This window comes from Acidovorax soli, from assembly GCF_014207955.1.
Classification (GTDB): domain Bacteria; phylum Pseudomonadota; class Gammaproteobacteria; order Burkholderiales; family Burkholderiaceae_C; genus Acidovorax; species Acidovorax soli_A.
This window is the reverse complement of record NZ_JACHLK010000009.1, coordinates 223,717-244,123: the sequence shown is the minus strand read 5'-3', so window position 1 is coordinate 244,123 and position 20,407 is coordinate 223,717. Positions and strand designations below refer to the sequence as shown.

Genomic DNA, 20,407 nt, shown 5'->3' with positions numbered 1-20,407 from the left:
CATGCCCCGGCAGGCTGCCTTCGCTCCTGACGATTCGCCCCTGGAGGTGCTGCCGCGTGACCTGTCGGCCTACCGGAAGGGCAACACGGGTATCGACTACGTGCACCGTTTCGAGTCGGGCCGGCCTGGCCCGCATGTGCTGATCAACGCGCTGACCCATGGCAACGAGATCTGCGGCATGGTGGCGGCCACGCACCTGCTGGACACGGGCGTGCGCCCGAAGATCGGTACGCTCACGGTGAGTTTTGCCAATGTGGAGGCCTACGAGGCCTTCGACATCGAGCGCCCGTACGAGAACCGCCAACTGGTGCACAACCTCAACCGCATCTGGTCGCCCGAGATGCTTGATGGCAGCGAGTACAGCCCCGAGCTGCGCCGCGCCCGCGAGTTGCGCCCGGTGCTGGCCGCTGCCGACAGCATCCTCGATATCCACTCCACGCGCGCGCCGGTGCAGCCCTTCTGGGTCTACCCGGAGTTTGCGCGCAATGCCGCGCTGACCCTGGCCGTGGGCAGTCCGCTGGTGCATCTGGTGATGCCTCCGGGCGCAGCACCGGGCACGGGGGTCATGTCCTATGCGCGCCATGGCGACCCCGCCGGCGACAGCCTGGGCGCGGTGGTGGTGGAGTGCGGCCAGCATTTCGCCCGCTCGGCCGCCGAGCTGGCCACCGATGTGACGCTGCGCTTTCTGGCGCACCACGGCCTCATCGAGGCCCTGCCGGCCCCCGCCGATGCCGCGCCTGCGCGGCGTTTTCGGCTGCTGGAGGTGCACCTGGTGCAGACGCCGCAGTTCGCTTTCACGCGGCCGGTCATCGGCTTCGAGACCTTTGCCAAGGGCGAGCTGATCGCCACCGATTCCGGCAAGGAAATCCGCTCGCCCTGCGACGGTTGCACCATCTTCATGCCCACGCGCGACCCCGTGGTCGGGCGCGAGGGCGTGTACCTCACGGTGCAGATCTAGAGCCGCTGCCGGTACACCGCCGGCGTCTCGCCGAAGGTGCGCCGAAACAGGGTGACGAACGCGCTGGCCGTGGCATAGCCCAGGTCCAGCGCAATGGCATTCACCGGCACGCCTGCGGCCAGCATCTCCAGCGACCGCATGAGGCGCGCGCGCTGCCGCCAGGCGGTGAAGTGAAAGCCCGTCTCCTCCACGAAGCGCCGGCTCAGCGTGCGCGAGCTCGTGGCGGCCCAGCGCGCCCAGGCCTCCAGGTCGCGCGCGTCCGCAGGGTCGGCAATCAGGGCGCGGGCAATGCGCTGCAGGCGCGCATCGCGCGGCAGCGGCAGGCCCAGGGGCTCGACCGGCAGGCTGCGGATCTCGTCCAGGATCACCCCGGCCACGCGCGACTGCACGGCATCGAGTGGCCCCAGCGGCCATTCGGCGGCGCGCAGCACGGCCTCGCGCAGCAGGCCCGAGGTGCGCAGGGTGCAGGCCGTGGCGGGCAGCGTCCGGCAGGCCTCCGGGTCGATGTAGACGCTCCATCCATGGAAGGGCCCGTGCGATGCCGCCGAATGCCGGTGGTGCGGCGGCAGCCACACCGCATGGATGGCCGGCACCACCCACACCGCCTCTTCCACCTTCACCGAGATCAGCCCGCGCAGCGAGCCGAACAGCTGGCCGCGCTCATGCTGGTGCGGCTCGGACATGCGCTCGCTGTCGTCCGAGCCCGCTGCCGCGATGAGCAGCGGGCCGCCGGGTGCGTCGATGACCCGGGGGTCGAGTTTCAGGTCGGACATGGCGCGGGCGAGGAATGGCGGATGCGAGCAATCAATTGGCTTGCGTAGTTTACAGCCGCCATGTGAATGCGTCCTATTCTTGTCTCCATCGCAACCCCAGGAGCCAGACCATGCGCGCACAGGATGTACTGCCAGACCATGTCAACGAGGTGGAGGCGGGCGGTGTCACCGTCCGCAAGGGATCGGTGGGAGCCTTCCTCGCCAATGCACGGGTGCTGCAGGACCCTGCCACGCCGGCCGCAGAGCGCGAGGCGGCACGGCGCGACATCGAGGCGCTGGCCCCGGGGCTGCGCGCGCTCGGCCTGTTCGATGTGCTCGAAGTCCGGGACCCGCAACTGCGTGCGCTGGTGGCGCAGCCGGCCCCGGCCAGGGCCGACGCCGCCGACCTCGATGCCCTGTACGCGCCCCCGTCGGAGATGATCCAGAAGGCGGTGCTCGACCGCCTCATCGGCTTCCACGAACAGTACCTGAAGGCCGCGACCTTCTTTTGCCTGGCCACGGGCAGCGGCCAGGGGCTTGATGCCTCGCCGCGAGGCGGCCCTCCAGGCTTTGTGCGGGTGCTCGATGCCCACACCCTGGCCTTTGCCGACTGGCCGGGCAACAACCGCATCGAGTCGCTGCGCAATCTGCAGCACGACGACCGCGTGGGCATGCTGTTCCTCTTTCCCGGGCTGGAGGTGTTCCTGCGCATCAACGGCCAGGCCCGGGTGTCCACCGCGCCCGAGTTGCTGGCCGAGCTGGCGGAGCAGGGGCGCACGCCCAAGACCGCCACGGTGGTGGCCATCAGCGAGGTGCTCATGCATTGCGGCAAGGCGGTGAACCGCGCCAGGCTGTGGGCACCCACGTCGCAGGTGAACCGCAAGGCCCTGCCCACGGTGGGGCAGATGCTGGCGGAGCTCACGCGGCTAGGGGATGCCGGGGCCCAGGTCAGCGAAGAACAGGTGGGCCAGATCGACGCGCACTACGACCACGAGGTGCGCCATGCACTTTACTGAGCCGCGCAGGCCGGGCCTGCTGGAGCGCACCTTCGACCGGCTGCTGCTGCGCAACACCTGGGTGGCTGCGGTGGAGCCGGTGGCACAGCGCTTTCGGCGCATCACCCTGGAGGGCGAGGCCCTGCAGGGCGTGGCCTGGGCCCCTGGACACAAGCTGCAGGTCAAGGTGGCGGGGCCGTTCACGGCGCGCACCTTCACACCCATCGTCTTCGATGCCGAACGCGGGCGCACGCGCATCCTGGGCCATGCCCACGGCGCCGGGCCGGGCAGCGACTGGCTGCGCCGCGTGCGGGTGGGCGATGCGTGCCAGGTCTTCGGGCCGCACCGCTCGCTGGCGCTTGGCGACCTCACCGGGCCCGTGGTGCTGCATGGCGACGAGACCTCGTTCGGACTGGCCGCTGCGGTGGGCGCGGCGATGGCCGGCAAAGCCCTGCCGCGTTGCGTGTTCGAGGTGGAGTCCAGAACCGAATCCGCCCAGGCGCTGCAGGCACTGGGCGTGGTGCCTGCGCTGCTGGTGGAGCGCAGCGACGAGGCAGGGCGGCTGCAGGCCATCGGCGGGCTGTGGTCGCAGTGCAGCGGCGATGGCACACGCTTCGTGCTCACGGGCCGGGCGCAGTCAATCCAGCAGGCGCGCCAGGCGCTCAAGGCGCGCGGCGTGCCGGCATCGCGCATCGTGTCCAAGGCCTACTGGGCGCCCGGCAAGACGGGCATGGACTGAGGCTTTCCAGCCTGGTCGGTGCCCGGGGGCGTTCGCCGGCAGGTCCTGGTTACAGCTGTTCCCGCTGCGCACTGGACAAGCGGGCGCGCGAGCGCTAGTGTGGGGACCAGTCCATGGAGTCCATGCCATGCCACACCAGCTGTCCTTGCCCGGGGTGGAAGCGGCCGAGCCACGTTCGTCACGGCCGCACCCCCAGCCTGCTCCCGAGCGGCGTGCCCGGCCCCACCACCTCTTCTTTGCCGTGCTGGCGGACCCCGCGACCGCGTGGTGTGCGGACCGCATGCGCCGCGACCTGGTCGCACGCCACCAGCTCACCGGCAGCGAGGTGCGCACCGAGCGCCTGCACCTGACCTTGGTCTCGCTGGACTGGCATGCCGAGTTCTCCCCGGCACTGGCCCTGTGGGCCGCGCGGGCCGCCAGCGGGGTGGACATGCCGGCTTTCAACATGCGACTCGACCGGTTTCTGAGCTTTCACCGGCGCCGCGGCAACCGCCCGCAGGTGCTGTGCGGCGAGGGCGAGGGGGTCGCCGGCTTCCTGGCGCTGTACCAGGCACTGCACGAGGCGCTGCAGGCGGCCTGGCCGCTGCCGCACTTCGCGCGCAGTGCGCCGGTCATCACGCCCCACATGACCTTGTACTACAGCCCGCGCGACGTGCCCGAGCACCCGGTGGAGCCGCTGTGCTGGACGGTGCATGGCTTCCAGCTGCTCTACAACCGGCTGGGCTCGGGTGGCGCCTACCAGGTGCTGGGGCGCTGGAGGCTGGACCACCACCGGTTTCACTAGTGCGGGGCCGTCCGCGCGTCAGAAGCTTTCCCAGCTGTCATCCCCGCCCGCGGTCGCGGTGGCCCTGGTGTGCTGCTGGCCGGCTTGCCCGGAGGCCGGGCTGCCGATGCGGGGGGTCTTGCGGCGCTCCACGGGGATGCGGGCCGGCTGCGGCATGGTGGTGCGTGGTGCGGGACGGATGCCCTGCGCAGCCGGGGCGGCCAGGGCCATGCCATCGCGCACGGGCAGGCGGAACACGGCCACGGCCTGCACCAGTTGCTGCGCCTGCAGTTGCAGGCTTTGCGCGGCGGCGGCGCTTTCCTCGACCAGGGCGGCGTTCTGCTGCGTGACCTGGTCCATCTGGGCCACCGATTGGCCCAGCGAGCCCACGCCCGTGCTCTGTTCGCGGCTCGCAGCGCTGATTTCTCCCATGATGTCCGTCACGCGGCGGATCGAGTCCACGATCTCCTGCATGGTGTGGCCCGCCTGGTCCACCAGGGCGGAACCCTGCTCCACCTGGGTGACGCTGTCGGTGATCAGGGTCTTGATCTCCTTGGCGGCCTGCGCGCTGCGCTGGGCCAGGCTGCGCACTTCGCTGGCCACCACGGCAAAGCCCCGGCCCTGTTCACCGGCGCGGGCCGCTTCGACGGCGGCGTTGAGCGCCAGGATGTTGGTCTGGAAGGCGATCGAATCGATCACGCCGATGATGTCGACGATCTTCTTGCTGCTGTCGTTGATGCCCTTCATGGTGCCCACGACCTGGTTCACGACCTCACCACCCCTCACGGCCACTTCCGATGCCCCCACGGCCAGCTGGTTGGCCTGGCTGGCGTTGTCGGCGTTGTGGCGCACAGTGGTGCCCAGCTCCTCCATGGTGGCCGCCGTCTGCTGCAGGGCGCTGGCCTGCTCTTCGGTGCGCTGGCTCAGGTCGGTGTTGCCGGTGGCGATCTGGGTGGAGCCGGTGGCGATCGAGTCCGAAGCGCCGCGCACCTGGCCCACGATCTCGGCCAGGTTGGCCTGCATGGTGGCCAGCGATGCCAGCACGCTGCTGCCGTGAGCCGCAGCGGCCCCGGGCACCGGGCTCAGGTCGCCGCTGGCCACGCGCTGTGCGGCGTCGCCCAGCGCTGCGGGTTCTGCGCCCAGGGCACGCGCCAGGCTGCGGGTGATGAGCACGCCGGCAAGCGTCGCGGCCAGAAACGCCACCACACAGGCGGCCAGCAGCAGATTGCGCTGCAGGGCAAAGCGTGCGGCCGACTCGTCCACCATCTGCTGGGCGCGCTTTTCGGTCACGCGGCTGTACTCGCGCGTCTTGGCGATCAGTGCGGCCAGCAGGGGGCGGCATTCCTCGTTCATCTTGGCGATGGCTTCATCGCGTTTGCCGTTGAGGGCCAGGTCCACGATGGCCAGTGCCACGGGGCCGTACTTCGCCTCGATGGCATCGATCTCTTTCACCAGGGTGCGTGCCTGGTCGCTGGAATCGTCGGCGCCGGCGATCATGGCCTTGAGCTTGCCCAGGCGCTCCTGGACGTCCTGGTGCGCCTTGACCACTTCGGCCTTTTCCTCGGCGATCGCTTGCGGCGTGGTCACGAGCACCAGGTTGCGCGCGGCGATGGCGCGGCGGTCGACGGCGGTGCGCACGGTCTGGGCCACGTCGCCGCGTGCATTGATGCCCGTCACGTAGTGGTCGAAGGCGGTGTTGGCGTCCGACAGGGCCTTCCAGGACAGGCCCGAGACCAACAGCACGAGGATGGCGAGGCCCCCGAAAGCCGCGCCCAGCTTGGCGCGCACGGTCATGTTGCGGAAATTCATGCTTGTCTCTCGTTTTCGGTTACAGCGTGGTGCTCATGCCCGCGGGACATGGGCCGTGAGCAATCGGGGCAGGTCCAGCAGCAGCAGGGTGCGCTCCAGCCCCTCCTGCGTGGTGGAGGCCAGCCCGCTGACGTAGGGGGTGCTGCCCTGTTCGCCCAGGGAGGGCATCTGCCGGAAGTGGCCGGCCTCCAGCTCCACCACGTCCGACACCGAATCGACCACCAGGCCCACGGTCTGGCGGCCATCGGGGTTGGCCACCACGGTGACGGTGCCGGCATCGAAATGCGGCGCCAGCCCGAGGCAGGCGCGCAGGTCGATCACGGGAATGCTTGCGCCCCGCAGGTCGAAAACTCCCAGCACGTGGGGCGGTGAACCCGCGATGCGCGTGGGGGGCTCATAGAAGCGTATCTCCTGGATGCCCAGGATGCTCACGCCATACGACTCGGTGCCCAGGCGAAAGACCAGGTATTTGCCCGCTTTGTAGGCGGTGGCTGCGGCCCCGGGTGCTCCGGTGGGAGCGGGAGAGGCGGGACGGGATGGCATGACGCACTCCTTGTAAAGTGATCGAAATGATATTTCCGTCATTTTAATGATAAATATCATTTTTGCAACTTCAAGGACAATTGTTTGCTTTCGATCCGGTGCCATGGGAGACACAGGCGCAGGTCTGCAGGCTGCCGTTGCAGGGGGTGTTGGGGGAGGAAGGCGCGTGCCGCCAGCCTCTGGCGACAGCAGACTCAAGGGGGCAGATCCCCCGTGGCCGAGGGCTGGCTGCCTGGCAGCGCTGGTCTGCGCCCGGGGCAGGGGCCTACAGCGCCGCCGAAATCGTCTCGCTCGAACCCCGTGCCGGCAGCACGACGTGGAAAACGGAGCCGCGCCCGGGGGCGTTTTCGGCGTAGATCTGCCCGCCCATGGCTTCCACGATCCTTTGGCAGATCGCCAGGCCCAGGCCCGTGCCGCCCGAGCCGTCCTTGGTCTTGCTCGACTGGCGGAAGGCCTCGAAGATGCTTTGCAGCTCCCCGGGCGGTATGCCCGGGCCGTAGTCGCGCACGGCCAGGCGGATCTGGCCGATGCTGTCCACCCGGCCCAGCAACTGGATGGCCGATCCCTCGGGAGAGAAGCGGATGGCGTTGGCCAGGATGTTGCGCACCACCTGCTGAAAGCGCACCGGGTCCACCTTGGCGATGAGCGGTACCTCGCCCAGGCGCACGTCCAGGTGCAGCCGGCCCGGGGCCAGCAGCGGCTCGAGTTCGCGCAGCACGGGGCGGATCACGCCGCGCAGGTCCAGCCGCTCCAGGTGGAAGGTGCCGACGGTGCTCTCGATCTTGGCCACGTCCAGCAGGTCGTTGACCAGGTTGAGCATGCGCTCGCCCGAGCGGTGGATGTCCTCGAACATGCCGGACAGCCGCGCGTCGGCCTTTGCGCGCAGCAGGCCCAGCTCGGAAAAGCCGATGATGGACTGCAGCGGCGTGCGCAGCTCGTGGCTCATGTTGGCCACGAATTCCGATTTGGTGCGCGAGGCTTCCTCGGCCGCGTCGCGGGCCTCTTGCGTCACGCGCTCGGCCTCGCGGAAGTCGGTCACGTCCATCAGCGTGCACAGGATGCCGGTGGCTTCTCCCTGGGCGTTGAACACCACGGCCTTGGTCACGCGGGTGTCGCGCAGCGAGCAGTCGCCATGCAGGATGCGCGTCTCGAACTGCACCTGTCCCCCCTGTTGCAGCAGCATGCGGTCCGCACGGGCATGCACCATGGCCTCGTCGATGGGCAGAAAATCCTCCAGGCGCAGGCCGACCACGTGCTTGCGCTGGCGGCCCTGGTACTCTTCCCAGGCGCGGTTGACCAGCACGATGCGGCTGTCCATGTCGGTCAGCGAGATCGGCAGCGGGTTCATCTGCAGCATCAGGTCGCGGAACTCGAGCTGGTTTTGCAGGTTGCGCTGCGCCGCCCAGCGCTCGGTCACGTCCACCGCGCTGCCCGCGAAGCCCAGCACCCTGCCGTTCTCCAGCAGCGGCACCACGGCCACGTCGAACAGCAGGCGACGCCCTGTGCCCAGCTGGATCCTGGCCTGGCAGGTGCGCACGCCGCCTTGGCCGCCGCGCTCGAACAGCTGGGCCGCCTGGCTGCGGTCCTGTTCGTCCACCAGCTCTGGCAGCAGGCGGCCGATGGCGGCCGATTCGTTGCCGCCGCTCAAGGCCGCCCAGCGTGCATTGACGAAGGTGATCACGCTGTCCGCGTCGGTGCGGAAGATCAGCTCCTGCACACTGCGCATGAGAACGGCGAGCTCCCGCTCGCTGTGCGCGATGCGGGCCTGCGCCTGGTCGGCCAGCAGGCGCGCCGTCTCGCGCGCACGCAGGCTGCGCCAGGCCACCAGCGTGAGCAGCAGCAGCAGGGCGCTGGCGGCCGCGCCCACGTACAGGAAGCCGGTTGAATTGCGGAGCCAGCGGCTGGCGGAGACCGCGTGGCTCTCCTCCACCACCACGACCAGCGGCTGCGTGCGCGACGCGCGGAAGGCGACGATCTGCCTTGCGCCACCCATGCCGGCACCGACGTAGCTGGCATGCTCCACGCCGGGCAGGTAGTCGCGGAACACCGGCAGCGCTGCCAGATCGCGCCCCGCCAGGGCAATGCCCGAGCTGACCAGCACCTCGCCGTCATAGGAGGCGATGGCCGAGCCGAAGCCTTCTTCGCCCACTGCGAGCTGCTGCCGGTTGGCCAGCGAGTCCGGGTTGAGCAGGCCCACCAGCTGCAGCGGCCGGCCGGTATCGTCCGCATAGCCCCGCACCAGGGGAATGAAACCCAGGCCGCCGGGGGCGCCGAGGTCTGGCGCATCCCGGGCCAGGCTGGCCAGCCCGCGTCCGCGCAGAAAAGGGCCGATGGTGCTGCCGCCATTGGACGGCACGGGCCCCAGTTGCTCGACCTGGATCGCCAGTTCGGCTTCGCCTGCCAGGCTGCTGGCGATGACGCGGCCGCCGATGTCCACCACCGCAATGGCGCGCAGGTAGGGCGTGCCGGCCAGGGCCTGGCGCAGTGCCGTTTCGGTCTGGGCCGGTTCCTCCAGGGGTTTGCGCAGGGCGGCCGTCTCGGCCAACGCCCCGAGCGCAAAGATGCCGCCCTCCACGGTGCGCGTGGTCTGGTCCTCCAGCATGCGCGCCAGCAGTTCGGCCTTTTCCTGGTCCCAGCGCAAGGCGTTGGCCCGGTCGCCGAGCCCCACCAGCGTGGTGGCCACGGCCACCGCGACCGTGAGCAGCAGGCCGCTGGCCAGTGCCAGGGCGCTGACGCTGCGCCGCACCCGGGCCAGGGCGCGCAGCGCCTGCTGGAAGCGGGGCGGCGCCTGGGTGCCCATGTTCAGCGGATCACGATCTCGCGCAGGCCGTTGCGGCTGGCGGCGGCGTCGAGCCGGCCGTCGCGCTGGATGCGTGCCACGAAGTCGTCCAGGGCCTTGAGCCAGGCCTCATCCCCGGGCTTGACGGCATAGGCATAGGGCAGCACGTGCACAGGCTGGGGTGGCGCCACCAGCCGCGCCCAATCGGCGTTGTCCAGCAGGCGCCGGCTGTAGGGGTAGTCGGTCATGAACACGTCCACCCGGCCGCCTTCGAGCTCCCGCTCGCGCGTGGCGGGCGGTGTCACCGTGACCACCTTGGCGTGCTTGAGCAGCTCGGCCATGGCCGGCCCCATGAAGGTGCCCGCCTGCACGCCCACCAGCACACCGGGCTTGTCGATGTCGGACCACTGCCGCACCACGGGATTGCTCTTGGTCGTGATGCCATAGATCCCGCTGGCCAGGTAGGGCCGGGTGAACTTCAGGTGCTCCATGCGCTCGCGCGTCATGCCGATGGCGAACATGCCTGCATCGCAACGGTCCGCCTTCAGGTCCTGCACCAGGGTGGCGAAGGAGGATTCGACGTACTCCACCTTCATCTGCAGGTCCCGGCCCAGCTCGGCCGACAGATCGATGTCGATGCCGCTCAGCTGGCGTGTGCGCGGGTTGCGGAAGGTGACACCATAGTAGTCGGGCCAGATGCACACGCGCACACTGTGGCGCGCCTTCACCTGGTCCAGTACCGGGCCGGCATGGGCACTGGCGCCGAGCACCACGGCCAGCAGGGCGGCGCCAAGCAGCATGGCCTGGCGCAAGAGGGGGCTGCGCGGCGGGCGCGGGAGGCGGTGGGGCAGGGCACGCATCGATCCGTCAATCCGTCGGTGGTGGGGTGGGGCCGTGGGGTGCCCCGAGTATCGGCAATTCCACCGGAGCAGGCGAGGCTTGCATTGCCATCATGCCCGCCCGCGCCCTCACATGGCAGTTTCCAGCCGGTAGATGGAGGCCAGCACCTCGGCGGTGCGAAAGGGCTTGACCAGGTAGTCGTCTGCACCGGCTTGCTGGCCCCGCTGCCGGTCCTGCGCCTGGCCGAGCGCGCTCAGCATGATGACCTTGGCGTGCCGCAGGGCCGGGTCCGCCTTGATGAGGCGGCAGGCGTCCAGGCCGGAGCAGGGGCCCGGCATCATCACATCCATGAGCACGATGTCCGGGGCCAGTTCACGCGCCATCGCCAGGCCGGCGGCGCCATCGGCGGCTTCGTGGATCTCGAAATCGTCGAACTCCAGCGTCATGCGCAGCAGTTTGCGGATGTCGGCGTGGTCTTCGACGATCAGTACCTTTTTCATGCAGTGGCGGCTTGTGTGCCTGGTTCTTGGGAGGAGGTGGTGGTCCGCGCAGCGGTTTTTTGATGGAAGCTCATCAAAAAAATCATTTTTATCAAATATGGAGTGTAGTGCAAACAGTGAAAGCGTTAAACTGGTGAAGTCATGAAAAGTGAAACATCCCCGGAATCCGAGCCATCCGGCCAGGCGCATGTGAGCACCTTCGAGGCCGCTCGCATGCTGGGCCTGGCGGTGCGTTCGGTGCAGCTGATGGTGGATCGCAACGAGCTGCGTGCCTGGAAAACACCGGGCGGCCATCGGCGCATTTCGCGTGAATCGGTGGAGCAGTGGCTGCGTGGCCGGGCGGGCGGTGGCGCAGTGCCTGCCGGCAGCGAGTGGGGGGGGCTCACCGGGCCAGCACCCCTGGCTGTGGTGCCGCCGGCACCGCCCATGCCCCAGCCTGCGCCCACGCTGGCCCGCGACGGTGCTGCGCAGGTCCTGCTGATCGAGGATTCCATCCATTTCCAGAACCTCGTATCGCTGCTGGTGGAGCAGAACTTCCCCGGCGTGCAGCTGCATATCGCCAACGACGGCATCACGGGTTTGGCCATGTACGGCCAGATCCAGCCCGACGTGCTGATCGTGGACATCCTTTTGCCCGGCATCGATGGCGGGGCCCTGATCACCACGCTGCGTTCGCACCCGCAGTTCGCCAGGAGCCGCCTGATCGTCGTGACCTCGCTGGATGAGTCGCAACGCGCACCCTATGCGTTTGCGTTGCAGGGGGTGAACGTGATCCACAAGCCCCGCCTGGTGGCCGAGCTGCCGCCGCTGCTGGCCAGCGACCTCGGGCAGAAGGCCGTGGGGTGAGCGCGTGAAAGCGTTCCAGGTACCTGGCAAGCCGTCCATGGAGCTCCTGGCGTGAAGAACCGGCGCGTGCTCCTGGTCGAGGACGACGCCTCCATCTCGCGTTTCGTCGCCATGGCGGTCGAGGACCTGGAGGTGGACCTCGTGCCCTGCGCCGACGTGGCGTGCGCGCTGGCCGAGCTGCAGGCCAAGCCCGCCCGCCTGCTCATCACCGACCTGATGCTGCCCGGCCTGTCGGGCTTTGACCTGCTGCAGCGGCTGCAGGCCGACCCGGCCCTGCAGGGCGATGCCAAGGTGGCGATCTTCAGCGCCGGCATCAATGCCGCCGTGCTGGCCCAGCTGGAGGCGCTGCCCGTGTGGCGCGTGCTGCGCAAGCCGGCCTCCGTGGTGCAGTTGCAGGCCTGTGTGCAGGATGCCCTGGCGGATGCCGAACCGCCTGCGCCGCCGCAGGCCCCCGCCATGCCGGACGATGGCGACGTCGTCACCACCTACTTCGCCGGCAATACGGCGTTGTTCCACGCCTACCGCGCCAAGTGCCGGGTGCAGTTGCCACACGACCTGCAGGCCGGTGATGCGGCGCTGGACCTGGGCGACCTCGCGGCCCTGCAGCGCCTGTCGCACAGCTTGGCCACGGTGTTGCGCACCCTGGGATGGAGCGCCGACAGCGTGTTGGCCAAGCAGATTGAAGCGGCCGCGGGCGCAGGCGACCCGGTGGCGGCCCGGCAGGCCTGGGACCGGCTGCGCCCACGCCTGCTGCAGGTGTAGATGCCCTGCAGGGTGCGCGGGCGCGGCGTGCTCACCAAGCTGTGGGACACGCGGGGTCTTTGCCAAGCCTTTCCGTTCCTCCGGCATCCTTGGCAGGCTGGTACTGGCGCGGCGACCCAGCGCTTTCAGCGGGGCAAGACCGACAAGCTCGAATCCACCATCAAGTCGCGGCGCCAGATCAAAAAGGCCATCCGTGTGCTGGTGGACTACCAGCGCATGACCGAGGCCCAGGCCTACGAGCACATGCGCGAGCGCGCCACCGGCCTGCGCGTGACGGTGGCCGAGGTGGCCGCCATGCTGCTGGAGACCCACGAGGCCATGGAGAAGCTGGGCTTCGGCGCGGCCAAGCCTGCCGGCAAGCCCAGGTAGGCCTGGCCCCGGTCAGCCGATGGTCATCAGGCTGGCATTGCCCCCGGCGGCCGCCGTGTTCACGCTCAGCGCGCGCTCGTTCAGCAGGCGCTCCAGGGGCACATCGGTGCTGCCCGGGTGCACCGCAGTGACGGCGACGATGGGGCCGGGGCGGCGCGCCAGTTGCTCGCAGGTGCTGCGCAGCGCCTCGCTGCTGCCGTGGTGCAGCACGGCCGCCAGTTCGATGCCGCCATCCGTGAGCGCATTGCCCTTGGTCGCGATGCGCGCCTGCACCTCGGCGGGCAGGGCAGTGCGCAGGGCGGTGTCGGCGTCGCTCCACACGGCCTTGCCCCCGCTGGCCAGCACGGCGGCCAGTTGGGTCAGCAGGTCGTCTTCGGCGCTGGCGACGCACAGCACCGTGGCGCGCGGCTGCAGGCTGTAGACATTGCGCTCGCCCGTGGGGCCGGGCAGGGTGCGTGCCGTGCCGCTCTGGCTTTCGCTGGCAAAGCGGCGGCAGGTGGCGGCGAGCGCCGCCTTGTTTTCCATCTGCGCCCAGCGCTCCAGCGCGCGCAGCGGCGCCAGCAGGCCATCGCGCGCGGCCATGTCGGGCGGGGCGGCGCGGTCCGCCGCCGCAAAGGTCTGGGCCAGCGCGTTGGCCGGGCGCTCGGCCAGCAGGCGCAGCAGGTACAGGGGGCCGCCGGCCTTGGGGCCCGTGCCCGACAGGCCTTCGCCGCCGAAGGGCTGCACGCCCACCACGGCACCCACCATGTTGCGGTTGACGTAGACGTTGCCGGCATGCGCGCGGTCCACGACGCGGGCGATGGTCTCGTCGATGCGGGTGTGCACGCCCTGGGTCAGACCGTAGCCGGTGGCGTTGATCTGGTCGAGCAGTTGGTCCAGGTCCTTGCGCGCATAGCGCACCAGGTGCAGCACGGGGCCGAAGACCTCGCGCTGCAGCTCGCCGATGTGCTTGAGCTCGATCAGCGTGGGCGGCACGAAGGTACCTTCTGCAACCTGGGTGGCATCGCTGCGGCAGTGCTGGAACACGCGGTGGCCGCGCTGCTTGAGGGCCTCGATGTGCTTTTGGATGCCGGCCCGGGCCTCGGCGTCGATCACCGGGCCCACGTCCACGGCGAGGGCGCCGGGGTTGCCCATGCGCAGCTCGCCCATGGCACCCTGGAGCATCTCGACCACGCGGTCGGCGGCATCCTCCTGCACGCACAGCACGCGCAGGGCCGAGCAGCGCTGGCCCGCGCTGTCGAAGGCCGAGGAGACGGCGTCGGTGACCACCTGCTCCACCAGGGCCGAGGAGTCCACGATCATGGCGTTCTGCCCGCCCGTTTCGGCAATCAGCGGGATGGGGCGGCCGGCCGCGTCGAGCCGGCCGGCGATGGTCTTTTGCAGGATGCGCGCGACTTCGGTGGACCCGGTGAACATGACACCCATGACGCGCGCATCGCCGATCAGGCGTGCGCCCACGGTCTCGCCCTGGCCGGGCAGCAACTGCACCGCGGCGCGCGGCACGCCCGCGCGCCAGAGCAGGCGCACGGCTTCGGCGGCGACCAGCGGGGTCTGCTCGGCCGGCTTGGCCAGCACCGGGTTGCCGGCGGCCAGTGCCGCCGCCACCTGGCCCATGAAGATGGCCAGCGGAAAGTTCCAGGGGCTGATGCAGGCCACGGGGCCCAGCGGGATGTGCGTGCTGTTGTCGAAGGTGGTTTCGACCTGGGCCGCGTAGTAGCGCAGGAAGTCCACCGCCTCGCGCACCTCGGCGATGGCGTTGCTGGCGCTCTTGCCGGCCTCGCGCATCAACAGGCCCATCAGCGGCTGCATGCGGTCTTCGAGCAGGTCGGCCGTGCGCTGCAAGGTGGCGGCACGCTCGGTGGGGGCGATCGCGGCCCAGGCGGGGGCCGCCTGTTGGGCGTTCTTCAGGGCCAGGTCCACGTCGTCGGCCGTGGCCTCCTGCACCTGGCCGACCACATCGCGCAGGTCGGCGGGGTTGCGCACCGGGGCCGTGGGGCCGGTGGGGGCATCGGCGGCCAGCAGGGGGCCGGCCTTCCACTCGTGCAGCGCACTGGCCTGCAAGGTGGCTGTCAGCTGTGCCAGCACGGCGTCGCTCGCAATGTCCAGGCCCTGCGAATTGGCGCGGCCGCTGCCGTACAGGCCCTCCGGCAGCGCAATGCGCGGGTGCGGCAGGCCGGCCCGGCCTTCGCGCGCGGCGGCTTCGTCCACCACCTGCACGGGGCTGCGCACCAGCTCGGCCAGGGGGATGGTCTCGTCGGCGATGCGGTTCACGAACGAGGTGTTGGCGCCGTTTTCCAGCAGGCGACGCACCAGGTAGGCCAGCAGCGTCTCGTGCGTGCCCACCGGGGCGTAGATGCGGCAGGGCCGGCCCAGCTTGCCGGCGGTGACAGCGCCCACTACCTGCTCGTACAGCGGCTCGCCCATGCCGTGCAGGCACTGGAATTCGTACTGGCCCGCGTAGTAGTTGCTGCCCGCCAGCTGGTAGATGGTGGCCAGGGTCTCGGCGTTGTGCGTGGCGAACTGCGGGTACACGGCCTCGGGGGCGGCCAGCAGCTTGCGCGCGCAGGCCACATAGGAGATGTCGGTGTGCACCTTGCGCGTGTAGACCGGGTAGCCCGCCAGGCCGTCGATCTGGGCACGCTTGATCTCGCTGTCCCAGTAGGCGCCCTTGACCAGGCGCACCATGAGGCGGCGGCGCGTGCGCCGGGCCAGGTCGATCACGAAGTCGATCACGTAGGGGCAGCGCTTCTGGTAGGCCTGGATCACGAAGCCGATGCCGTTCCAGCCGGCCAGGCTCTGGGCGTGGCACAGGCGCTCCAGCAGGTCCAGCGAAATCTCCAGCCGGTCGGCCTCCTCGGCGTCGATGTTGATGCCGATGTCGTAGCTTCTGGCCAGTTCGGTCAGGCGCAGCACCAGGGGGTAGAGCTCGTCCATCACGCGGCTGAACTGGGCGCGGCTGTAGCGTGGGTGCAGGGCTGACAGCTTGATCGAGATGCCCGGGCCTTCGTAGATGCCGCGCCCGGCCGAGGCCTTGCCGATGGCGTGGATGGCCTGCTCGTAGGAGGCGTAGTAGCGCTCGGCGTCGGCCGTGGTCAGGGCCGCCTCGCCCAGCATGTCGTAGGAATAGCGAAAGCCCTCGGCCTCCATGCGCCGCGCGTTGGAAAGCGCCTCGGCAATGGTCTCGCCGGTCACGAACTGCTCGCCCATCATGCGCATGGCCATGTCCACGCCCTTGCGGATCAGCGGCTCGCCGCCCCGGCCGATGAGCCGGCCCAGCGACGCGCCCAGGCTGCCCTCGCTGTGCGTGGCCACCAGCTTGCCGGTGATGAGCAGGCCCCAGGTGGCGGCGTTGACGAAGAGCGAAGGGCTCTTGCCCAGGTGGGGCTCCCACTGGCCGTTGCTGATCTTGTCGCGGATCAGCGCGTCGCGCGTGGCCTTGTCGGGAATGCGCAGCAAGGCCTCGGCCAGGCACATCAGGGCCACACCTTCCTGCGAGGACAGCGAGAACTCCTGCAGCAGGCCCTGCACCAGGCCCGCACGCCCGGTGCCTGCCTTGCGCTCGCGCAGCGCGCCGGCAATGCGCAGCGCCAGTTGCTGCGCGGCGGCGGCCACGTCCTGCGGCACGCGGGTCTGTTCCAGCAGTGGCGCCAGGGCCTCGGGCTCGGGGCGGCGGCAGGCGGCGGTGATGGCGGCGCGCAGCGGGCTGGCCAGCGGGGTGCGCGGGGCGAAGTCGGCAAAGGCGGCGGTGGAGGTCATGGCAGCGGGATCTCTCTGGTAAGGATTCGGGTCCGGCAACCGCCGGGCCCACTGCAATGGATCATCTCTGGACTTTTGTTGAATAAATGTTCGAAAATCGCCAGATTCAACGAATTATTCACTGAGGCTCATGAGCAACGAAGCCGATCTGGACCGTATCGATCGCCGAATTCTGTCAATCCTGCAGGAAGACGGGCGCATTGCCAACCTCAAGCTGGCCGAGGCCGTGGCCCTGTCGCCCACGGCGGTGCTGGCACGCGTGCAGCGGCTCACGCGCGACGGCTTCATCCTGGGCTATGAGGCACGGCTGAACCCTCTCAAGCTCGGCGCGGGCATGCTGGTCTTTGTGGAAGTGCTGCTGGACCGCACCACGCCCAATGTGTTCGACCAGTTCAAGGCCGCTGTGCAGGTGCATCCCGAGATCATGGAATGCCATATGGTGGCGGGGGGATTCGACTACCTGCTCAAGACCCGCTCGGCGGACATGAATGCCTACCGGGTGTTTGCGGGCGACGTGCTGTGGCAGCTGCCGGGCGTGCGCGAGACACGCACCTATGCGGTGATGGAAGAGGTCAAGCACACCAACCACCTCGTGCTGCGATAGACGCCAGATAGGCACGCGCGCAACGCTTGCATTGGCGAGTGCGATGCAAGCCCGCATAATGGAACCAGTACCCGAAAATTGCAGGAGGAGTTCCCATGTCCGCATTCAAATACGCCGCAGCCGCCTTGGTGGCTGCCTGCTTTGGCCAGTCTGCCTCCGCCGCCTGCTACGTGGTCTACAGCCCGGCCAAGGAAATCATCTACCGTTCGCCCGAGCCGCCGGTGGACATGTCCTACCAGATCCACGAGGTCCTGCCCCGTGTGGCCCCCGGCAGCACCCTGGTGTTCACGCTGGACAACCATGGTTGCGACCTGCGCATCAACGAACTGCCCCGTTTCGCTCCTGCCAGCATGACCGGCCCCGGCGGCCGCCGCGCACCGCGCGCCGACCGCGGCTGATTGCGCTGGCCTCCCCTGCCGCCTGCAAGGGGCGGCGGGCAGGTTCGCGGCCTCTGAGACAATCGGGGGATGAGCGAACCCAAAGAACTGTCCCCCTCGTATGAACCCGCCCAGCAGGAAGCGGGAGAACTGCCGGAAGGCTGGCTGTCCGTGCAGGCCCTGGATCTTGACGCCCAGGGCGTGGCCCGCAAACCCGATGGCAAGGTGGTCTTCATCGATGGCGCACTGCCCTTCGAATACGTCAGCGCCAACACCCACCGCAAGAAGAACAACTGGGAGCAGGCCAGCCTGACGGCGATCCACCGCGAATCGTCGCAGCGCGTGCGCCCGGGCTGCCAGCATTTCGGCCTGCATGCGGGGGCCTGCGGCGGCTGCAAGATGCAGCACCTGCATGTGGGCGGCCAGGTGGCTGTCAAGCAGCGCGTGCTGGAGGACAACCTCTGGCACCTGGGCAAGGTCCGGCCGCAGACGGTGCTGCGCCCCATCGAAGGGCCGGCCTGGGGCTACCGCTACCGCGCGCGCCTGTCGGTGCGCCATGTGATCAAGAAGAGCACGGTGCTGGTGGGCTTCCACGAGCGCAAGAGCCGCTATGTGGCGGACATGGTGACCTGCCCCGTGCTGCCCCCGCATGTCGATGCCATGCTGATGCCCATGCGCGCGCTGATCGCCTCCATGGACGCGCGCGACACCTGCCCGCAGATCGAACTGGCCTGCGGCGACAGCGTGACCGCGCTGGTGCTGCGCCACCTGGAGCCGCTGAGCGCCGCCGACATAGGGCGCCTGCACGCCTTCGCGGCCGAGCACCAGGTGCAGTGGTGGCTGCAGCCCAAGGGCCCGGACACGGTGAAACTGATGGAAGAGGGCGGGGAGCAACTGTCCTATGGGCTGCCGGACTTCGGCATCACCATGCCCTTCAAGCCCACCGACTTCACGCAGGTCAACCCGCACATCAACCGCGTGCTGGTCACGCGTGCGCTGCGCCTGCTGGACGTGCAAAAGCACGAGCGCGTGATCGACTGGTTCTGCGGCCTGGGCAACTTCACGCTGCCCCTGGCCACACAGGGCCGCGAGGTGCTGGGCATCGAGGGCAGCGAGACCCTGGTGGCGCGCTCGCGCGAGAACTACCGGCTCAACCAGCGCCTGGTGGCCGAGGGCGGCAAGGCGCTGGCGCCCACCGATTTCGTGGCGCGCAACCTGTTCGACATGACACCCGAGATGCTGATCGCCGATGGCTCGGCCGAGAAATGGCTGGTGGACCCGCCGCGCGAAGGCGCCTTCGCGCTGGCCAAGGCGCTGGCGGACATCGAGCAGGCGCGCATCGGTGCCGAAGGGGCGGCTCCGCTGCCTCCAGGGGCCGAGAAGTGGACCCCGCCCAAGCGCATCGTCTACGTGAGCTGCAACCCCGCCACGCTGGCGCGCGATGCGGGCCTGCTGGTACACCTGGGCGGCTACCGCTGCACGGCGGCGGGCATGGTCAACATGTTCCCGCACACGGCGCACGTGGAGAGCATGGCGGTGTTCGAACGGGATTGAGGCCCGGGTTCATCTCCGCGCAAAAAAAAGGGGCCTCGGGCCCCTTTCTTTTGCGGTTTCAATGCTCGGCGGGGGCGGATGCCCGTGGCGCCGCGCGCTTGGGCGGCGGCTCAGCCGGCCTGGCCACCACCGCAGGCGTGCCCTCGATCTTGTTCTCGCGCATGTACTGGTCCATCTCCTTCCAGCCATCGAACACCGCGGCCTTGGGGGCCTTGGGGTTGAGGGTGTAGCAGTCTTCCACCCCGCGCAGCGCGTGGCGGCAGGCCCCGCCGATGGCCTTGGCCTCGGTGTCCTTCAGCTGAGCTTCGTTCAGTCCCAGCCTGGCAGTGACCTGGTCGCACCCGGCCAGTGAAAGCAGGGCGGCGGACAGAGCGAGCAGGCGCAGGGCGGAGCGGATGTTGAAGGAATCGATGGGGTGCATGTATCTTCATTATCGGCATCGGGTCGCCGGGGTTGAGGGTTGACCATTGTGCGAGGTCAACAAAAAGGCTCCCGAAGGAGCCTTTGTGCAGGGAGCGGGGCGATGTCAGTCGCGCTCGCCGCCCATGATGCCCAAGAGGGCCAGCAGGCTCTGGAACACGTTGAAGATGTCCAGGTACAGGGCCAGGGTGGCGCTGATGTAGTTGGTTTCACCGCCGTCCAGGATCTGCTTGAGGTCGTACAGCATGTAGGCGCTGAAGATACCGATGGCCGCCATGGAGATGGCCATCATGCCGGCCGTGGAGCCCACGAAGACGTTGATGATGGCGCCGACCATGAGCACCAGGGCGCCCACCATGAGCCATTTGCCCATGCCCGAGAGGTCGCGCTTGATCACGCTGGCCAGGCTGGCCATCACGAAGAACACGCCTGCCGTGCCGGCGAAGGCCGTCATCACCAATTCGGTGCCGTTCTTGAAGCCCAGCACCATGCCGATCAGGCGCGAGAGCATCAGGCCCATGAAGAAGGTGAAGGCCAGCAGCACGGGCACACCGGCGGCCGAGTGCTTGGTCTTTTCGATCGCGTACATGAAGGCGAACGCGCCGCCCAGGAACACGATCAGGCCCACGCCGCCGCGCAACGACTGCGTGATGCCCGTGGCGACGCCGATCCAGGCGCCCAGCACGGTGGGGATCATGCTCAGTGCGAGCAGCCAATAGGTATTGCGCAGCACCTTGTGGCGCTCTTCCTGCGAAATGCCATAGCCCGCCGACGGGTTCAGGGTGGTGACTTGGTCATTCATCTGTGTCTCTCCTTGTGCCTGCACGGTACAGGCCTGGACAAATTCTAGGTGGAGGCGTTCTCGCCAATGGCAATACCCGCACCGGCCAACGGGCTTGAGGTGGGAGGTATTGGGGGGCGGGGAGAGGGATTGCGCTGTCCCTGGTCACTATTCTTTCGCCCCAGGCAGGCTTGGTGGTGCCCGCGGGAGCCGCTATGCTTGCCGGTTTCCATCCCTTGGGGGGCGCGCTCGCACCCCCT

Annotated in this window: 19 protein-coding genes; 10 read left to right on the top strand and 9 right to left on the bottom strand. The window is 69.0% G+C overall.

The features are described 5' to 3' along the window. Window position 1: 1 nt before the first annotated feature. On the top strand, window positions 2-958 hold the full coding sequence (locus tag HNP48_RS22090) for a succinylglutamate desuccinylase/aspartoacylase family protein (RefSeq protein ID WP_184861093.1): 957 nt from the start codon (window positions 2-4) through the stop codon (window positions 956-958). Here HNP48_RS22090 and HNP48_RS22085 read toward each other — a convergent pair. Then, window positions 955-1,731 (bottom strand): helix-turn-helix domain-containing protein, encoded by a 777-nt coding sequence (locus HNP48_RS22085; protein ID WP_184861091.1) that lies wholly within the window; start codon window positions 1,729-1,731, stop codon window positions 955-957. The two genes, HNP48_RS22090 and HNP48_RS22085, sit on opposite strands and share 4 nt — an antisense overlap. A 335-nt stretch (window positions 1,732-2,066) precedes the next feature. Between HNP48_RS22085 and HNP48_RS22080 the strand changes: the two genes are divergently transcribed. From HNP48_RS22080 to HNP48_RS22070, 3 genes are all read left to right on the top strand, one after another. Beyond that, a complete protein-coding gene (locus tag HNP48_RS22080) occupies window positions 2,067-2,726 on the top strand; it encodes an MSMEG_1061 family FMN-dependent PPOX-type flavoprotein (RefSeq protein ID WP_409362577.1) in 660 nt (219 codons plus the stop codon). Continuing rightward, window positions 2,713-3,444, top strand: a complete 732-nt coding sequence (locus HNP48_RS22075) for a siderophore-interacting protein (RefSeq protein ID WP_221480302.1) — start codon at window positions 2,713-2,715, stop codon at window positions 3,442-3,444. The genes HNP48_RS22080 and HNP48_RS22075 overlap by 14 nt, the downstream gene beginning before the upstream one ends. Before the next feature lie 127 nt (window positions 3,445-3,571). Beyond that, a complete protein-coding gene (locus tag HNP48_RS22070; protein ID WP_184861087.1) occupies window positions 3,572-4,228 on the top strand; it encodes a 2'-5' RNA ligase family protein in 657 nt (218 codons plus the stop codon). A gap of 18 nt (window positions 4,229-4,246) precedes the next feature. Here the strand turns inward: HNP48_RS22070 and HNP48_RS22065 are convergent, their stop codons facing one another. The 5 genes from HNP48_RS22065 to HNP48_RS22045 all read right to left on the bottom strand — a co-directional run bounded on the left by HNP48_RS22065 (window position 4,247) and on the right by HNP48_RS22045 (window position 10,678). Further along, the gene (locus HNP48_RS22065; RefSeq protein ID WP_184861085.1) at window positions 4,247-6,016 is read right to left on the bottom strand and encodes a methyl-accepting chemotaxis protein; all 1,770 of its coding nucleotides are present in this window, start codon (window positions 6,014-6,016) and stop codon (window positions 4,247-4,249) included. A 33-nt stretch (window positions 6,017-6,049) separates the two neighbouring features. Further along, window positions 6,050-6,559 (bottom strand): chemotaxis protein CheW, encoded by a 510-nt coding sequence (locus HNP48_RS22060; protein WP_184861083.1) that lies wholly within the window; start codon window positions 6,557-6,559, stop codon window positions 6,050-6,052. Window positions 6,560-6,824: 265 nt separating this feature from the next. Continuing rightward, window positions 6,825-9,359 carry an ATP-binding protein gene (locus HNP48_RS22055; protein WP_184861081.1) on the bottom strand — a complete coding sequence of 845 codons (2,535 nt, stop codon included), beginning with the start codon at window positions 9,357-9,359 and terminating at the stop codon, window positions 6,825-6,827. Window positions 9,360-9,361: 2 nt separating this feature from the next. Beyond that, complete coding sequence (locus HNP48_RS22050; RefSeq protein WP_184861079.1) at window positions 9,362-10,198, bottom strand: ABC transporter substrate-binding protein; 837 nt, start codon at window positions 10,196-10,198, stop codon at window positions 9,362-9,364. A gap of 108 nt (window positions 10,199-10,306) precedes the next feature. After that, the gene (locus tag HNP48_RS22045) at window positions 10,307-10,678 is read right to left on the bottom strand and encodes a response regulator transcription factor (protein ID WP_184861077.1); all 372 of its coding nucleotides are present in this window, start codon (window positions 10,676-10,678) and stop codon (window positions 10,307-10,309) included. A 141-nt stretch (window positions 10,679-10,819) separates the two neighbouring features. Here HNP48_RS22045 and HNP48_RS22040 point away from each other — a divergent pair, with 141 nt between their 5' ends. Genes HNP48_RS22040 through HNP48_RS22030 form a run of 3 tightly spaced genes read left to right on the top strand, consistent with a single transcriptional unit; the run spans window position 10,820 to window position 12,655 of the window. Continuing rightward, window positions 10,820-11,524, top strand: coding sequence for a helix-turn-helix domain-containing protein (locus HNP48_RS22040; protein ID WP_184861075.1), 705 nt, complete (start codon window positions 10,820-10,822; stop codon window positions 11,522-11,524). A 51-nt stretch (window positions 11,525-11,575) separates the two neighbouring features. Next, complete coding sequence (locus HNP48_RS22035) at window positions 11,576-12,286, top strand: response regulator (protein WP_311773849.1); 711 nt, start codon at window positions 11,576-11,578, stop codon at window positions 12,284-12,286. Further along, window positions 12,287-12,655: an ANTAR domain-containing protein gene (locus HNP48_RS22030; protein WP_311773848.1), complete on the top strand. Its 369-nt coding sequence runs from the start codon at window positions 12,287-12,289 to the stop codon at window positions 12,653-12,655. Between the two features lie 12 nt (window positions 12,656-12,667). On the opposite strand, the gene putA is transcribed toward HNP48_RS22030, so the two are convergent. Continuing rightward, entirely contained in the window at window positions 12,668-16,411 is a 3,744-nt protein-coding gene (gene putA, locus HNP48_RS22025; protein WP_184861073.1) for a trifunctional transcriptional regulator/proline dehydrogenase/L-glutamate gamma-semialdehyde dehydrogenase, read from the bottom strand. Window positions 16,412-16,541: 130 nt separating this feature from the next. Between putA and HNP48_RS22020 the strand changes: the two genes are divergently transcribed. The 3 genes from HNP48_RS22020 (at window position 16,542) to rlmD (ending at window position 18,946) form a co-directional block, all read left to right on the top strand. Then, on the top strand, window positions 16,542-17,015 hold the full coding sequence (locus HNP48_RS22020) for an Lrp/AsnC ligand binding domain-containing protein (protein ID WP_184861071.1): 474 nt from the start codon (window positions 16,542-16,544) through the stop codon (window positions 17,013-17,015). 95 nt (window positions 17,016-17,110) lie between these two features. Continuing rightward, window positions 17,111-17,413 carry a hypothetical protein gene (locus tag HNP48_RS22015; protein WP_184861069.1) on the top strand — a complete coding sequence of 101 codons (303 nt, stop codon included), beginning with the start codon at window positions 17,111-17,113 and terminating at the stop codon, window positions 17,411-17,413. Between the two features lie 69 nt (window positions 17,414-17,482). Further along, entirely contained in the window at window positions 17,483-18,946 is a 1,464-nt protein-coding gene (rlmD, locus tag HNP48_RS22010; protein WP_184861067.1) for a 23S rRNA (uracil(1939)-C(5))-methyltransferase RlmD, read from the top strand. 58 nt (window positions 18,947-19,004) lie between these two features. Here the strand turns inward: rlmD and HNP48_RS22005 are convergent, their stop codons facing one another. Both HNP48_RS22005 and HNP48_RS22000 read right to left on the bottom strand, forming a co-directional pair. Beyond that, on the bottom strand, window positions 19,005-19,367 hold the full coding sequence (locus tag HNP48_RS22005) for a hypothetical protein (RefSeq protein ID WP_184861058.1): 363 nt from the start codon (window positions 19,365-19,367) through the stop codon (window positions 19,005-19,007). 105 nt (window positions 19,368-19,472) lie between these two features. Continuing rightward, entirely contained in the window at window positions 19,473-20,168 is a 696-nt protein-coding gene (locus HNP48_RS22000; protein ID WP_184861056.1) for a Bax inhibitor-1/YccA family protein, read from the bottom strand. Window positions 20,169-20,407: the final 239 nt, after the last annotated feature.

Bases quoted from the DNA above. Each gene is read 5' to 3' on its own strand.
- HNP48_RS22060 (WP_184861083.1), bottom strand. From the start codon at position 6,559: ATGCCATCCCGTCCCGCCTCTCCCGCTCCCACCGGAGCACCCGGGGCC.
- HNP48_RS22065 (WP_184861085.1), bottom strand. From the start codon at position 6,016: ATGAATTTCCGCAACATGACCGTGCGCGCCAAGCTGGGCGCGGCTTTC.
- HNP48_RS22070 (WP_184861087.1), top strand. From the start codon at position 3,572: ATGCCACACCAGCTGTCCTTGCCCGGGGTGGAAGCGGCCGAGCCACGT.
- HNP48_RS22040 (WP_184861075.1), top strand. From the start codon at position 10,820: ATGAAAAGTGAAACATCCCCGGAATCCGAGCCATCCGGCCAGGCGCAT.
- HNP48_RS22005 (WP_184861058.1), bottom strand. From the start codon at position 19,367: ATGCACCCCATCGATTCCTTCAACATCCGCTCCGCCCTGCGCCTGCTC.
- HNP48_RS22085 (WP_184861091.1), bottom strand. From the start codon at position 1,731: ATGTCCGACCTGAAACTCGACCCCCGGGTCATCGACGCACCCGGCGGC.
- HNP48_RS22045 (WP_184861077.1), bottom strand. From the start codon at position 10,678: ATGAAAAAGGTACTGATCGTCGAAGACCACGCCGACATCCGCAAACTG.
- HNP48_RS22000 (WP_184861056.1), bottom strand. From the start codon at position 20,168: ATGAATGACCAAGTCACCACCCTGAACCCGTCGGCGGGCTATGGCATT.
- rlmD (WP_184861067.1), top strand. From the start codon at position 17,483: ATGAGCGAACCCAAAGAACTGTCCCCCTCGTATGAACCCGCCCAGCAG.
- putA (WP_184861073.1), bottom strand. From the start codon at position 16,411: ATGACCTCCACCGCCGCCTTTGCCGACTTCGCCCCGCGCACCCCGCTG.
- HNP48_RS22055 (WP_184861081.1), bottom strand. From the start codon at position 9,359: ATGGGCACCCAGGCGCCGCCCCGCTTCCAGCAGGCGCTGCGCGCCCTG.
- HNP48_RS22030 (WP_311773848.1), top strand. From the start codon at position 12,287: ATGCCCTGCAGGGTGCGCGGGCGCGGCGTGCTCACCAAGCTGTGGGAC.
- HNP48_RS22020 (WP_184861071.1), top strand. From the start codon at position 16,542: ATGAGCAACGAAGCCGATCTGGACCGTATCGATCGCCGAATTCTGTCA.
- HNP48_RS22090 (WP_184861093.1), top strand. From the start codon at position 2: ATGCCCCGGCAGGCTGCCTTCGCTCCTGACGATTCGCCCCTGGAGGTG.
- HNP48_RS22050 (WP_184861079.1), bottom strand. From the start codon at position 10,198: ATGCGTGCCCTGCCCCACCGCCTCCCGCGCCCGCCGCGCAGCCCCCTC.
- HNP48_RS22075 (WP_221480302.1), top strand. From the start codon at position 2,713: ATGCACTTTACTGAGCCGCGCAGGCCGGGCCTGCTGGAGCGCACCTTC.
- HNP48_RS22015 (WP_184861069.1), top strand. From the start codon at position 17,111: ATGTCCGCATTCAAATACGCCGCAGCCGCCTTGGTGGCTGCCTGCTTT.